This is a genomic window from Arthrobacter sp. R1-13 (genome assembly GCF_054161475.1).
Genome location: NZ_CP096420.1, coordinates 2,424,804 through 2,437,684 on the forward strand (window position 1 = coordinate 2,424,804; position 12,881 = coordinate 2,437,684).

Below are 12,881 nucleotides of genomic sequence, written 5' to 3' on the forward strand. Positions count from 1 at the left end.
GTTAGATCTCCATCCCGAAGTGCTCGCTGAAACGTACATCGCCTTCGATCATGTCGCGCATGTCGCCAACCTCGTTGCGGAACATGAGGGTCCGCTCGATGCCCATGCCGAAGGCAAAACCTGAATAGACGTCCGGATCGATGCCTGCTGCCCTGAGGACGTTGGGGTTGACCATGCCGCAGCCGCCCCACTCGATCCAGCGCGGACCGCCTTTGGCACCCGGGTGCCAAATGTCCAGCTCAGCGGACGGCTCGGTGAACGGGAAGTAGTTGGGGCGGAGCCGGATCTGGGCTTCGTCACCGAACATCTGCCGGGCAAAGTGTTCCAGGGTACCGCGAAGGTCCGCCATGCTGAGGTGCTTGTCGATGGCGAGGCCTTCGAACTGGTGGAAAACAGGGGTGTGGGTGGCGTCCAGTTCATCAGTGCGGAACACCTTGCCGGGGCACAGCACGTAGATGGGAAGATCGCGTTCCAGCATGGAGCGGACCTGCACGGGTGAAGTGTGCGTACGCATCAGGAGGTGGGCTTCGGGGGGCTCCACGAAGAATGTGTCCTGCATTTCGCGGGCAGGGTGGTCCGGCTTGAAGTTAAGGGCGTCGAAGTTGAACCATTCGGATTCGACTTCCGGGCCTTCAGCGATCTCCCAGCCCATCCCCACGAAAATATCCGCGACGCGGTCCTGCAGGGTGGATAACGGATGACGGGCACCGGCACGGCGACGGCGCGGTGCAGCCGTGACGTCCACTGTTTCCTCAACAAGGATCCGGGCGTCGTTCTCTGCCTCAAGCTCCGCTGTACGGGCTGCGAGCGCCTGGTTGACCCGTCCACGGGAGGAACCCATAAGCTTCCCGGCCACAGCCTTCTGGTCCTTCGGCAGTGAACCGATTTCACGGTTGGCAAGGCTGAGAGGCGCCTTCTCCCCCGTGTGGGCCAGGCGAACAGCCTTAAGCTCCTCGAGGGTGGCCGCGGCGGCGATGGCGGCAATGGCATTTTCAACGGCGGCAGTGATGGCAGCTTCATCCAGAGGGTTCGGGATGGCAGCGTCCGGCAAAGTTTCAGTCATCTACTGTTCTTAGCTACGAGTCGGATGGCGTCAGTGCCTGATTGCACCGGGGCCTGTCCGGTCCGGCAATAGTCTCTGCACTGACAAGTTGTTCGACGGCTCCGATGAAGGTCCCGGCAAAACAACAAAGGGCGGAGCGTACCGGATTTAGTCCGGGACGCGCTCCTTCCCAGTCTAGTAGAGAGCAGCGGTTGGCCTGAACCTGATTGTTCCATTTCCTGCGTTCGCTACCATGGCCACATGACGCCAGCACAGCGGCTCCGGCAGGTTGCCAACCTGCTCAATGGATCTACCGTCCTGGGTCTGGTGCTGGCACGCTTCGCGGGATGCGGTATCCGTAAGGGACCACGTGGACTGGTCATCGCCACCGGCTACCGGCCCCGGTTGCCCGTTGCCGGGGCGTTCGCCGTCGGCAATGTGGTGCTCTTCCGGGGTGGTGCCGGGCAGGTGCGGGGAAACCCGGTGCTGCTTGGACACGAGGAGCGGCACTGCACGCAGTACGCGTGGTGCCTCGGATTGCCGTTTCTTCCCTTGTACTTCCTTGCTGCGGGCTGGTCATTCGTGCGCACCGGCAGCGTCGGGAGCGGCAACATCTTTGAGCGGATGGCCGGCCTTGAGGCCGGCGGGTACGTGGAGTCACATCGGTACCGCCGGACCGGCAACCGAAGCCTGACCAAGAACCGGCGCCGGATCAACCTCATTGGCAAGCCCCGTCGAAGTGTGCCTGCCAGCAAGCTGCCCGGCCAAGAAGAAAAGTGAGGCAAAACCATGAAGAGCCTTCCCAGGACCATTTCGGTCACCGGCACCGGCACGGCTGAAGCTGCACCGGACCTGCTGACCCTGTCGATCGGCGTTGACTGCCATCGCCAGGATGTTGCTGCTGCTTATGGCGACGCAGGAAGATTATCCGGGCAGATTTCAGCTTCGCTCCGCACATTCGGCGTCAGTGCAGCGGACATCAGCACCACCGGCCTGAACGTCAGGGCTGACCTGGTCTGGCAAGAGGGCCATGGGCAGACAGTGACGGGATACATCGCTAGCAGCATTCTCCAAGTACGCCTTCGCGACTTTGCGCGTTCGGCTGAAGCTATCGCTGCAGCCGTTGAGGCCGGGGGAAACGATGTGCGGCTCAACGGCCTGGAACGCGGCTTCACCGATCCTGCAGGCGTCCAGGCACGGGCACGGGAAGCCGCCTGGAAGGACGCCCTCGTAGCAGGGCAACAATACGCAGCGCTCTCGGGCACTGTGCTGGGCAGGGTGGTTTCACTCACTCAGCAGCCGTCGTCGTCCATCCCGATTCCCGTCGCGAAAATGGAAAGGGCAATGGCCGCAGACTCCCTGACGGTGGAAGCCGGGGAAACAAACGTCAATGCACAGGTCCACGTCGTGTGGGAGCTGCGCTCCCCTGACTGAGGATCCCTTCCGCACCTTGACTTTCATTAGAACATAGATTCGAATGGACGTATGAGATGGGACGCACAGGCAATCACTCCGGTTGCTGAAGACGGCAACAAGGACTTAGCTCCCACAGCCGTGCCGTCCGACGCTTTGTTGCCTCTCGCCGGGCTTGTCCGGTCTGTCACCACGCCTGAATTCGCGGGAATTACCTTTCACGAGGTGGCCGCCAAATCGGTCCTCAATAAGGTACCTGCCGGATCCCGGATGCCCTTCGAATGGACCATCAACCCCTACCGTGGCTGCAGTCACGCCTGCGTCTACTGCTTTGCCCGCAAGTCCCACACCTATCTGGACTTCGACGCCGGCCGTGACTTTGACAGTCAGGTGGTAGTGAAGATCAACGCAATCGAGGTCCTCAGAAGGGAATTGGCCAAGCCCTCGTGGGGGCACCACCAAGTGGCGCTGGGCACGAATACGGACCCTTACCAGCGGGCCGAAGGGCGTTATCAGCTCATGCCGGGCATTATCGGCGCGTTGGCGGACTCGGGCACTCCCCTATCCATTCTTACCAAGGGCACGCTCCTCGCCAGGGACATACCGCTGCTCAAACATGCCGCAACCCAGGTACCAGTGGGCATAGGCATCTCCCTGGCCATGACGGACGAAAAGTTGTCAGAGGCTATCGAGCCGGGAACCCCTGGGCCCCGGGCACGCTTGAAACTGGTTATGCGTCTGCGGGAAGCGGGGCTGCCCTGCGGAGTGATGGCAATGCCCATTCTGCCGTGGCTTTCCGATAGCGACGAGGCATTGGACCACCTCTTCAGTTCGCTCGCGCAGGCCGGCGCAACCGGGGTTACCGCCGGGGCGCTATACCTGAAACCGGGCACAAGAGAATGGTTTATGAAGTGGATCGCAGCTCACCACCCGGAACTTGCCGGTAAATACGGCCGCTTGTATGCCTCAGGTTCGTATGCGTCCAAGGAATACCGGATGTGGCTCGCGGGCCGGGTCAAATACTTCAAAAAGCTGCACGGTTTCACTGACGCTTCAGGGTTCAGCCATAGGGACATGGAGGCCGGGGCCACTCAGGACATCGGGGCTCAGTCGGCCGGCACACTTGATGCCAGGGACGAAGAAGCGCAGTATCCGGCAGGCCTTATTCCCGGCGCGGAAGCGGAAACAGCCGTTCGCACTCAGCGCCAAAGCCACGCCCCCGCGCAGCCTACGTTGTTCTGACTCCACTTCTGGCCTGTTGGGCCACTGTTTCCAGCAGCCTGCGCACGATTGGAAGATCGGCCGGAATCCACGGAAGATCAAGCGCCTGGGCCTCGGAACCAAGTTCCACCCAGCGCAATTCATCGTGGTCCTCCAGAGGGGCCGGGACGCCCTCAGTGATTTCGGCGAACCACACCCGCATTGAGGCGTTGGGGTTCAGCGGCCACCCGTCCTCCAGCTCTGAGTGAAGCTCTGCGCCCAGGCGAACCCCTATGCCGAGTTCTTCCCTCAACTCACGATGCAGTGCGTTCTCTGCTGACTCGCCAGGTTCCACTTTGCCGCCGGGGAACTCCCACATACCGGCGTATTTCGGCGGCGACGTACGGCGGGCACTGAGCAGCCGCGTCGGTTCTTCAAGCGAATCCAGGACGGCTCCGCCCACCACTTTGATCAGTCCAGTCACCGCATCAGTCTATGGGGGACAATGGAGAAGCAGCTGCCCACCCTTTCCGGGAATATGCCTCGCAGGGTCGAGGTTATACCCAAGCAGCTAAAATCTGATTTATTGGTGCCATTGCCGCGCCGTCCATCGTTGTCTCGTGAAAAGCAGGCTTATGTCCGTCGCCACCACCCTCCCCGCCCTCAAGCCCAGGCTCAACAGCAGGCAGCTTGCTTGGGCAATCTTCTCGCTCGCCATGGGTGGTGTTGGCATCGGAGTGACGGAATTCACCATGATGGGCCTACTGAAGGAAGTGGAGCTTGGACTCAACATCAGCACTCCTGAGGCAGGTCACCTGATCTCCGCTTATGCTCTGGGCGTGGTCATTGGAGCTCCCCTGCTGGCCGCGGTGGGCGCAAAGCTTCCCCGGAAGTACCTGGCCATGGGACTGATGCTGTTCTTCACCCTGGCAAATCTCACCTCATATATTGCCCCGGACTATGGCACCATGCTTGTCTCGCGATTCGCTGCCGGCCTCCCGCATGGCGCATTCTTCGGAGTCGCAGCCGTCATCGCTGCTTCCCTTGTGGCTCCCACAAAGCGGGGATGGGCAATCTCCATGGTGATGTCCGGCCTGGCCATATCCAACGTGGTGGGCGTTCCGTTCGCAACGTGGCTGGGTCAGACCTTCGGCTGGCGCCTCCTGTTTGTCCTCGTCGGCATGATCGGCTTCGCCACCCTCGCCTGCCTCTGGAAGTACGTCCCGTTTGAAAAAGCTCTTGCCGATGCGAGCATCCGCAGGGAGCTCGGCGCGTTGAAGCGTCTCCAAGTGTGGCTTGCCATCCTGATCGGCATCGTCGGCTTCGGCGGCTTCTTTGCCACCTACACCTACATTGCCCACACCATGACGGGGGTGGCAGGGATTCCGGCCTCGCTGCTGCCAGTGGTGGTTGCCCTTTACGGCGTGGGTATGGTGGCAGGAAACATCATCGGCGGCCGGATTGCAGACAAATCAGTGATGGGCACCATCTATTGGGTGCTACCGGGGATTGCCGTGGCGTTGGTCGTCTATGCCATTGCCGCTCACTGGCCGTGGTCCGCGTTGATTATGGTGTTCGTCGTCGGCGCCGCGGGCTCCCTGCTCATCCCAGCGCTTCAAACCCGGCTGCTCGATGCATCACCGGACGCACCCTCGCTTGCATCATCCCTGAACCACGCTGCCCTTAACGTTGCCAACGCCCTCGGGGCATTCCTTGGCGGCCTCGTCATCGCCTGGGGCTGGGGTTACGTGGCTCCGGCTTTGGTGGGCGCGGTCCTGGCCGTCCTCGGTTTGGGCGTAGCCCTGCTAAGTGGCCTCCTCGAACGGAAAAAGCCGCTGGCCCCTTAGCTGCCCCTCAAGGCGGGTAGAGCGCTGCAGTCCCTGATGCACCCGGAGGCAGGCTCAGACAGCCCCAGAAGGCAAAAATAAGCATACTGACAAGGTACAGGCGGTGTGTTAGCTTGAAGCCATAATCGGGAGCTGTAAAGGAATCCCGACGAATATGTAGGAGGAGAAATGGGCTTTCTAGGCTGGATCATTCTCGGACTCATTGTTGGAGCAATCGTCAAGGCAGTAATGCCTGGGCGAGTCGGCGGGGGCTGGGTAACCAGTCTTGTGCTCGGCGTCGTCGGCGCGATTGTTGGCGGCTGGATCGGCGACCTTCTGTTCGGCGGTGGCAGGATGGAATTCTGGAACCTTGGTTCCTGGATCCTCGCTATTGTCGGCGGCCTCGTCGTAGCCGGCATCTACGGCGCAATCACCGGCCGCAACAAAACCACTACATAACCAACGAATTGAGAGCTTCTGACGGCTCAGCGTCAGGGCGGATTAGCGGCGGGGCTCACCACCAGGTGGGCCCCGCCGCTCTTTAGGCGGCTATCCCCGCTGTTAGGCGGCCGCCGCTGTTTAAGCGACTATCCCCGCTGTTGCGACCGGGCGCTTGCGTAGAGGCAGACAGTAGCGGCAGTGCCAAGATTCAGGCTCTCCGCTGCCCCGTACACCGGCACGGCCACCCGATGATCAGCCAGGGCAAGTTCTTCGTCTGACAGGCCTTGGGCTTCGTTCCCGAAGAGCCAGGCTGTGGGCCGTTCCAAGTGGTAGCCAGAAGGGCCCTCCCGCAGGCCAAGACGCCGGGCTGCGTTTTCGTCCTGCAGTTTGTCGAGGTTCAGCTGTCCGTAGCCGTCCGCCGCCAGGATTCCGATCCCGCGGTCCCGGCATTGAGCGGCGAAGTCCTGGACGTCGACGCCGAGCACGACCGGCAGGTGGAAGAGGGAACCGGCAGTCGAACGAACGGCCTTGGGGTTGTAGACGTCCACGCTGGACTGGGTGAGCACCACGGCGTCGGCGCCGGCTGCATCAGCCGCCCGAAGGACTGTTCCCGCATTTCCGGGATCTCTGACCTGACATAGAACAGCGATCAACCGTGGTGAGGCTTCGAGAACCGATTCGAGGCTCACATCAATAAAACTGCAGACGGCGATGATGCCCTGCGGATTGACTGTATCTGCCATGGCTGCAAGGACTTCGTCACTGGCGAGCCTGGCGTTGGTACCCTCGGCCAGCTCATCAAACTCGGGATAACGGTCGAGGCATGCCTCGCTGGCGAAAACCTCCTGCACCACCCCCGGCTCACCGGCTGCAATTCGTTTTGCATGGAGGACAAGGGCTTCCCTGACGGACTGCGGCCCTTCAACGAGGAACTGTTCCCGTTTTAAACGGGCCGGGCGCCCTGCAAGCTTTGCCACATCCCTCACCCGATCAGCTCGGGGATTGGAGAGTGGAAAGACTTGCGGGCGCCCGGTTTCGTTCATACAAGAACTTTAGTTGCTGTTGCCAGCAGTTCCTGAATTACTCAGCGGCTGCAGCAACCGGCTTCTTGGCGGCCTTGGCCTTTGCGGCCTTAGGTGCCGTCTCTGCCTTGACGGCAGGAGCTGAAGTGTCAGCAGGCAGGGAGTCCTTGGCGATCTTCACCAGAGCGGCGAACGCGTTGGCGTCGGACACTGCGAGTTCGGCCAGCATACGGCGGTCAACCTCGACCTCAGCGGCCTTGAGGCCCTGGATCAGACGGTTGTAGGTAAGGCCGTTGGCGCGCGATGCAGCGTTGATGCGCTGGATCCAGAGGCGACGGAAATCGCCCTTCTTCTTCTTGCGGTCGCCGTAGCTGTACACAAACGAGTGCAGCAGCTGCTCTTTTGCCTTGCGGTACAGGCGTGAGCGCTGTCCACGGTAACCTTTGGCGCGTTCGAGGATAACCCGGCGCTTCTTGTGGGCGTTTACCGCCCGCTTCACACGTGCCACGTGCGTACTCCTTTAGAATTCTGATCCCAAGCGTCTACTGCCGGAAACCCGGCCGGCCTGAGAAGGCTTTTTGGTAGTTGGCTGCTGCCAGGGGGCATCAGCCAGAGAACTTGGAAATTAGATGCCGAGCATCTTGCGGATGACCTTGGCGTCGCCCTTGAAGACGATCTTGTCGCCGGCAAGGCGACGGGTCAGGCGCGAGGACTTGTGCTCGAGGTAGTGACGGCGGTTGGCCTGCTGGCGGCGCAGCTTGCCGCTGCCGGTCAGCTTGAAGCGCTTTTTAGCACCGCTGTGGGTCTTCATCTTCGGCATGGGAACCGATCTCCTTACGTATCCGCAGACAATGTCTGCAGTTCTTTCGAGCAGCCACCTGTGGAGCGGCATGCTGGTTGCTTACTGCGGAAGCAATGCCTCTGCAGCTTTGAACTAGTTGGTCTTCTTCCCCGCAGGCTTGGGAGCCTTGGGGGCTGCAGGCCGTGCAGCAGGCTTCGGTGCCGCTGGCCGGGCCACTGGCTTCGGCGGCGACGGTACTGCTGCCGGCTTGGGAGCCGCAGCAGCCTCAGAGGCAGGCGCCTGGGCTTCCGCAGCCTTGGCAACGGGAGCCTTGGCCGGTGATGCCTTAGGTGCAACCGGTGCTTCGCGCTTCGGGGCAGGTGCCTTGGGAGCAGCCTGACGGGGAGCCTCGGCGGCTTCTTCCTTCACCGTTTCGGTCACCGGAGCTTTTTCAGCTACCGGAGCCTTGACAGCCGGAGCTTCAGCAACGGGAGCGTCCTGGGCAGGCGCCTCTTCCACGGGGCCCTCCTTTACGGAAGCCTCGTTCCCTGCGTCGGGAGCGGATGCCTGCTGTTCCTGGACTGCATCTTCACCATCGATTTCGACTGCCTCCGGGTGAACGCCTTCGGTGGTTTCATCGGTTGAAGACAGGAAACCTTCAGGCAGAAGATCGCCCAAGGTCTGCGTCAGGGAATCCTGGTTTTCGCCGCTGGTGTCTACGCGGCCGGAAGCCTTGGCTTCGTTCTGCGCCTTGGCCTCTGCACGCTGAGTTGCACGGCGTGCTTCTGCCTTTGCTTCGGCCTTGTTCTTCAGCGGACCAACAACCATGACCATGTTGCGTCCGTCGATGCGCGGGCTGGACTCAACCACACCCACCTCGGCAACATCATCCGCAAAGCGCTGAAGCAAGCGGATACCCATCTCCGGGCGCTGCTGCTCCCGGCCGCGGAACTGGATCATGGCCTTGACCTTGTCCCCGGCACCGAGGAAACGAAGCGCATGGCCCCGCTTGGTCTCGTAGTCGTGGGTGTCGATCTTCAGACGGAAACGGATTTCCTTCAGAACAGTGTTGGTCTGGTTCTTCCGGGCTTCGCGTGCCTTGACGGCAGCCTCGTACTTGTACTTGCCGAAGTCCATCAGCTTGCACACCGGAGGCTTTGCCTGCGGCGCAACTTCAACGAGATCCAGATCGGATTCGGCAGCCAAACGCAGCGCGTCCTCAATACGGACGATCCCTACTTGTTCGCCTGCAGGGCCGACCAGCCGCACCTCGGGGACGCGGATACGCTCATTGATTCTTGGCTCGCTAATGTTAAAGCTCCTGTGGTTGTGATGAGTACTCCACCGGCAAACAGAGAAGGCCCCCAATTGCCGGAGCAATCGAAGGCCTCGAGGATCGGATGTGCCCGCCTCAAGGGTGAGGTGGCACGCGCTTCAATCAGGCAATTGCCTAATTGAAACGCCCGACCGCTACCCGGCAACCTTGCTGCCACAAGGAAAGTTCCTCGTGGAAAACGGCTGACGCGGGTGGGAGAGATCTCCGCTTGCAAACTAGATGCCAATTCTACAGAAAGATACCCGTTCTCCGCACATTGGCGGGAATGGGCATCCATAGCAAAATAACGACATCCAGTCGGTCTGTGACAAGCTTACCAGTATGAGCACTCCAGACAGTAATTCACACGTGTATGAGCCCGCGAATGAGCAGGGCAATGTGGCCCAGCAGATCCGGGACATCTCCGAGGTGCCGGCAATCGAGGTGATCACCACTGCCGCAGTTCATCTGATGAGCGCTTCAGCCGTGAAGCTGGGCCTTGCCGCCGAGGACAATGCAGCAGAACTGAAGGACCTCGACGAAGCCCGCAAGCTTATTACCGCCCTGGCAGGCCTTGTCACGGCAGCGGCGCCGGAAATCGGATCCCAGCATGCGGGTCCGTTGCGCGATGGGCTGCGCTCACTTCAGCTGGCATTCCGGGAGGAATCCACCATCCCGGACGCTCCTGGCAAAGGCCCTGGAGAAAAGTACACCGGGCCGGTCAACTAGCCACTACTGTTTGCCCCTGACACACAGCATTTACTGCTGACTGACCACGACGGCGGCCCTCCACCTTTTAAGGTTCGGGTCGCCGTCGTCGTCGTTTGGTCACTTAACCGGGGTTTGGTTACGACGCCGCCTGGCTCCGGCGGCGCTGCTGGAGCAGAAGCCCCAACAGGCAGATGGCTACGCCTGCCACACCGACGGCGACAAAACCTGCGGAGGGTCCGATCCCGTCGATGAAAAGCCCGGCCAGCGGGGCGCCGAGAGCGACGCCGGCGGTGAGGGCGGAGCCGTACCAGCCCATTGCCTCGCCCCGGCGTGCCTCGTCCACGAGGTCAGCTACTTTTTCCGAGGCAGCTGACAAGACGGGAGCGCAAAGGAGACCCGGCAGCAGTGACAGGAGCCCGAGCGTCAGCGTATCCTGCGCGAAGCCCATGGGAATGGTCAGGGCAGCCATTCCCAGCAGCAGGACCAAGGGGGAAACCGTGCGGTGCATGGCTCCATAGATCAGACCACCGGCCACCGAAGCGGCGCACCAGAAGAAGAAGACAAGTCCGATCTCGGCCTGGTGACCGCCTGTCTCAAGCAACGCGACGATCCCGACGTCGGTTCCGCTCAGGACCATTCCGGCCCCGGCCGCGACCGAGAAGACCGCGGCCACTGAGGCGGTAAACCAGGTGAAGTTGCGCGCGACGGCACCCCTGAGGCGTGACGGGGCCCGCTCACCGGAATTCGCCGGCTTCAACCCGGCCGCCGCCTCCTGAACGTGGGCGGGGGCCGCAGCCACGACAGCCAGTTCAGCTGCCTGCTGCTGCTCGGCAGCGCAGTCCTCGTCGGCAGCTTCGCTTCGGGTGGGCGGGTTGAACCACATCAGGAAAAGTCCCGCTGCCGACGTCGTTATTCCCACCACCGTGAGCCCCAGAACGGAGAATCCGCTGGTGGCGACAATTGCTCCCGCAGCGGGGCCGATCATAAAAACCATCTCAGTGGAGATCGCATCGAGGGCGAATGCAGTGCGGCGCTGCTCGCCGGTGGCCATGACGCCGAGCGACTGACGTACCACGCTGAAGATCGGAAGCGTGAACAGTCCGCCCACAAAGACCAGCGGCAGCAGCCACTCGTAACTGACGTGAGGCACTACCGACCAGATCAGGGCCTCCGAAATTACGGAAGGTATCAGGGCTTTCCGCAAGCCGACAGTGTCAACGCGTCGGCCACGCCATGGCGCGCCGACGGCGATGCCAATGGTCATGACGGCGGCGGCAGCCCCGGCGGCTGCGTAGCCCTGGCCCAGAGACAGGACTATATGCAGGGTAAGAAGTACCCCGGCGGCTGAGTGTGGAATGCGGGCGATCATTCCGACGATCAACAGTCGCCGGACGGGCCGGACAGCAAGCAGCTCCCTGTACAGAGCGAAATTCACGGGTTACATCCTTAATCTTGCCAGCGGCAGGAGGATCCATCCCCTGACCGAAAGCTACTCTACTGCGCGCCGCAGCTTGACCTCGATGGAGTCAACCCGTTCGGCCAGCAATTCATTCCGGGCCCAGGCGCCATTCAAGCCTGACACCACTTCCTGGACTCCGGCGGCGTCCAACCCGTCCACCAAGTACAGGACGATGCGCAGCTCCGGACCTGCACCGCCGCCTTTGAGCTGCAGTCCTCCGGATGTCAGGGTGCCTACTCCCCCGCCACGGTGGAGCTCGATGCGCCGAATCTGGGGAACATTAGAGGCAGTTGCTGCCACAGCATCCGCTACATCTGTGTCGGCATAGGACGGTGACCAGGGGAGTTGTTGAGCCAACGCCCAGACGGCAGGCCGCCTAACAACTATGGTGACCTCCGAGCCCGGATCCATCACCATCAGTTCCGCGCCCTCGGCGGCTGCGGATAAGGCAGCCCTGGCAGCGTAGACCGCAACGGGCCTGGCCTCCTGATGCCAAGCGTGGAGGGACTCGGCTGAGGAGAAAACCGGCAATGCGGTGCGCCCGTCAGGAGCCTTCAGCGTCACGAGTGCCATGTCTGCCTGTTTGTCCGCCTGGAGCCCTGCAGCGCCCTGCCCCTCTTGGCCCAGCTGAGCGACTATGGGAACAAAAACCCTGGCATGGGCCAAGGCCTTCACAATGTCTTCTTCGTCACCGGTACCCGCCACCATGGCTGAAACGGCGGCGAGGTATCCGGCGTCGGCTGTGCCGTCGTCGTCCTCAAAGTTGTGGATCCGGGCATCCTCACCGGCGAGGCTGCGCCCTGTCCACGGCTGACCCGCCGAATCGGCGGCGCCCCCGGCACCGGCCAGGGCTGCAGCAATATGGCCTGGCAAGGGCCGGGAGCCGGGTGTGCCTTCCACTGTCAGCGGCGGCCGGCGACGTCGAGCGCCTGGGGCAGGGTGAAGGCGCCGGCATAGAGGGCCTTGCCCACGATGGCTCCTTCGACGCCCAAGGGAACAAGTGAACGCAACACCCTGAGGTCTTCCAGGCTCGAGATTCCTCCCGAAGCGACTACAGGCTTGCGGGTCTTCTCCACCATCTGGCGCAGCAGCTCCACATTTGGACCCTGCAGCGTGCCGTCCTTGGTGACGTCAGTGACAACGTAGCGGGCGCAACCGGCCGCCTCAAGCCGCTCCAGTACCTCCCACAGGTCGCCGCCTTCCTTCGTCCAGCCGCGGCCTGCAAGGGTGGTGCCCCGGACGTCAAGCCCGACGGCGATGCGGTCACCGAAGCGGTCTATGGCACGTTGCGTCCACTCCGGGTTTTCAAGGGCGGCAGTCCCGAGATTGACCCGGGCGACACCCAGATCCAGGGCCCTCTCCAGTGATTCGTCGTCCCGCAACCCACCCGAAAGTTCCACTTTGATGTCGAGCTTGCCAACGACTTCCCGCAGCAGCTCCGAGTTCGAGCCGCGCCCGAAGGCAGCATCGAGGTCAACAAGGTGAACCCACTCGGCACCCTGCTGTTGCCAGTTCAGCGCAGCCTCGAGTGGAGTCCCGTAGCTGGTCTCGCTTCCTGCTTCGCCCTGGACCAGTCGTACGGCCTGGCCGTTCACTACGTCAACGGCCGGGAGCAGTTCAAGTACCGGCAGCGGAGTTTCGTCGTTCATCATGGTCCTCAAGGGTGGTGGA

At 62.0% G+C, this 12,881-nt stretch carries 15 protein-coding genes; 6 read left to right on the top strand and 9 right to left on the bottom strand.

The genetic code is table 11. The features are described from left to right. Window position 1: 1 nt before the first annotated feature. Window positions 2–1,063, bottom strand: coding sequence for a phenylalanine--tRNA ligase subunit alpha (pheS, locus tag M1D88_RS11090; protein ID WP_458110939.1), 1,062 nt, complete (start codon window positions 1,061–1,063; stop codon window positions 2–4). Window positions 1,064–1,303: 240 nt separating this feature from the next. Here pheS and M1D88_RS11095 point away from each other — a divergent pair, with 240 nt between their 5' ends. From M1D88_RS11095 to M1D88_RS11105, 3 genes are read left to right on the top strand one after another with little or no spacing between them, the layout of a single operon-like run. Next, on the top strand, window positions 1,304–1,822 hold the full coding sequence (locus M1D88_RS11095; RefSeq protein WP_458110940.1) for a hypothetical protein: 519 nt from the start codon (window positions 1,304–1,306) through the stop codon (window positions 1,820–1,822). Window positions 1,823–1,831: 9 nt separating this feature from the next. Then, window positions 1,832–2,476, top strand: a complete 645-nt coding sequence (locus tag M1D88_RS11100) for an SIMPL domain-containing protein (RefSeq protein WP_458110941.1) — start codon at window positions 1,832–1,834, stop codon at window positions 2,474–2,476. Window positions 2,477–2,527: 51 nt separating this feature from the next. Beyond that, the gene (locus M1D88_RS11105) at window positions 2,528–3,697 is read left to right on the top strand and encodes an Rv2578c family radical SAM protein (protein WP_458110942.1); all 1,170 of its coding nucleotides are present in this window, start codon (window positions 2,528–2,530) and stop codon (window positions 3,695–3,697) included. Here M1D88_RS11105 and M1D88_RS11110 read toward each other — a convergent pair. Continuing rightward, window positions 3,684–4,139 (bottom strand): (deoxy)nucleoside triphosphate pyrophosphohydrolase, encoded by a 456-nt coding sequence (locus tag M1D88_RS11110; RefSeq protein ID WP_458110943.1) that lies wholly within the window; start codon window positions 4,137–4,139, stop codon window positions 3,684–3,686. The two genes, M1D88_RS11105 and M1D88_RS11110, sit on opposite strands and share 14 nt — an antisense overlap. A 151-nt stretch (window positions 4,140–4,290) precedes the next feature. Between M1D88_RS11110 and M1D88_RS11115 the strand changes: the two genes are divergently transcribed. Both M1D88_RS11115 and M1D88_RS11120 read left to right on the top strand, forming a co-directional pair. Beyond that, window positions 4,291–5,502 carry an MFS transporter gene (locus M1D88_RS11115; protein WP_458114499.1) on the top strand — a complete coding sequence of 404 codons (1,212 nt, stop codon included), beginning with the start codon at window positions 4,291–4,293 and terminating at the stop codon, window positions 5,500–5,502. A 168-nt stretch (window positions 5,503–5,670) separates the two neighbouring features. Beyond that, a complete protein-coding gene (locus M1D88_RS11120) occupies window positions 5,671–5,940 on the top strand; it encodes a GlsB/YeaQ/YmgE family stress response membrane protein (protein ID WP_247048690.1) in 270 nt (89 codons plus the stop codon). A gap of 128 nt (window positions 5,941–6,068) precedes the next feature. Here the strand turns inward: M1D88_RS11120 and M1D88_RS11125 are convergent, their stop codons facing one another. The 4 genes from M1D88_RS11125 to infC all read right to left on the bottom strand — a co-directional run bounded on the left by M1D88_RS11125 (window position 6,069) and on the right by infC (window position 8,994). Further along, complete coding sequence (locus M1D88_RS11125) at window positions 6,069–6,965, bottom strand: TrmH family RNA methyltransferase (protein WP_458110944.1); 897 nt, start codon at window positions 6,963–6,965, stop codon at window positions 6,069–6,071. A gap of 37 nt (window positions 6,966–7,002) precedes the next feature. Beyond that, window positions 7,003–7,452 carry a 50S ribosomal protein L20 gene (rplT, locus tag M1D88_RS11130; protein WP_247048688.1) on the bottom strand — a complete coding sequence of 150 codons (450 nt, stop codon included), beginning with the start codon at window positions 7,450–7,452 and terminating at the stop codon, window positions 7,003–7,005. A gap of 117 nt (window positions 7,453–7,569) precedes the next feature. Then, window positions 7,570–7,764, bottom strand: coding sequence for a 50S ribosomal protein L35 (rpmI, locus tag M1D88_RS11135; RefSeq protein ID WP_009358635.1), 195 nt, complete (start codon window positions 7,762–7,764; stop codon window positions 7,570–7,572). Between the two features lie 114 nt (window positions 7,765–7,878). Further along, window positions 7,879–8,994, bottom strand: a complete 1,116-nt coding sequence (infC, locus tag M1D88_RS11140) for a translation initiation factor IF-3 (protein ID WP_458110945.1) — start codon at window positions 8,992–8,994, stop codon at window positions 7,879–7,881. A 388-nt stretch (window positions 8,995–9,382) separates the two neighbouring features. Here infC and M1D88_RS11145 point away from each other — a divergent pair, with 388 nt between their 5' ends. Further along, window positions 9,383–9,769: a DUF1844 domain-containing protein gene (locus M1D88_RS11145; protein ID WP_309107204.1), complete on the top strand. Its 387-nt coding sequence runs from the start codon at window positions 9,383–9,385 to the stop codon at window positions 9,767–9,769. A 118-nt stretch (window positions 9,770–9,887) separates the two neighbouring features. Here the strand turns inward: M1D88_RS11145 and M1D88_RS11150 are convergent, their stop codons facing one another. From M1D88_RS11150 to priA, 3 genes are read right to left on the bottom strand one after another with little or no spacing between them, the layout of a single operon-like run. Continuing rightward, the gene (locus M1D88_RS11150) at window positions 9,888–11,186 is read right to left on the bottom strand and encodes an MFS transporter (protein ID WP_458110946.1); all 1,299 of its coding nucleotides are present in this window, start codon (window positions 11,184–11,186) and stop codon (window positions 9,888–9,890) included. 54 nt (window positions 11,187–11,240) lie between these two features. Continuing rightward, window positions 11,241–12,110 (bottom strand): SseB family protein, encoded by an 870-nt coding sequence (locus M1D88_RS11155; protein ID WP_458110947.1) that lies wholly within the window; start codon window positions 12,108–12,110, stop codon window positions 11,241–11,243. A 2-nt stretch (window positions 12,111–12,112) separates the two neighbouring features. Next, window positions 12,113–12,859, bottom strand: coding sequence for a bifunctional 1-(5-phosphoribosyl)-5-((5-phosphoribosylamino)methylideneamino)imidazole-4-carboxamide isomerase/phosphoribosylanthranilate isomerase PriA (gene priA / locus M1D88_RS11160; protein WP_458114500.1), 747 nt, complete (start codon window positions 12,857–12,859; stop codon window positions 12,113–12,115). Between the last annotated feature and the right edge of the window lie 22 nt (window positions 12,860–12,881).

Excerpts from the sequence above, each read along its gene's own strand:
- pheS (WP_458110939.1), bottom strand. The coding sequence starts at position 1,063 with ATGACTGAAACTTTGCCGGACGCTGCCATCCCGAACCCTCTGGATGAA.
- M1D88_RS11095 (WP_458110940.1), top strand. The coding sequence starts at position 1,304 with ATGACGCCAGCACAGCGGCTCCGGCAGGTTGCCAACCTGCTCAATGGA.
- M1D88_RS11100 (WP_458110941.1), top strand. The coding sequence starts at position 1,832 with ATGAAGAGCCTTCCCAGGACCATTTCGGTCACCGGCACCGGCACGGCT.
- M1D88_RS11105 (WP_458110942.1), top strand. The coding sequence starts at position 2,528 with ATGAGATGGGACGCACAGGCAATCACTCCGGTTGCTGAAGACGGCAAC.
- M1D88_RS11115 (WP_458114499.1), top strand. The coding sequence starts at position 4,291 with ATGTCCGTCGCCACCACCCTCCCCGCCCTCAAGCCCAGGCTCAACAGC.
- M1D88_RS11120 (WP_247048690.1), top strand. The coding sequence starts at position 5,671 with ATGGGCTTTCTAGGCTGGATCATTCTCGGACTCATTGTTGGAGCAATC.
- M1D88_RS11125 (WP_458110944.1), bottom strand. The coding sequence starts at position 6,965 with ATGAACGAAACCGGGCGCCCGCAAGTCTTTCCACTCTCCAATCCCCGA.
- rpmI (WP_009358635.1), bottom strand. The coding sequence starts at position 7,764 with ATGCCGAAGATGAAGACCCACAGCGGTGCTAAAAAGCGCTTCAAGCTG.
- M1D88_RS11145 (WP_309107204.1), top strand. The coding sequence starts at position 9,383 with ATGAGCACTCCAGACAGTAATTCACACGTGTATGAGCCCGCGAATGAG.
- priA (WP_458114500.1), bottom strand. The coding sequence starts at position 12,859 with ATGAACGACGAAACTCCGCTGCCGGTACTTGAACTGCTCCCGGCCGTT.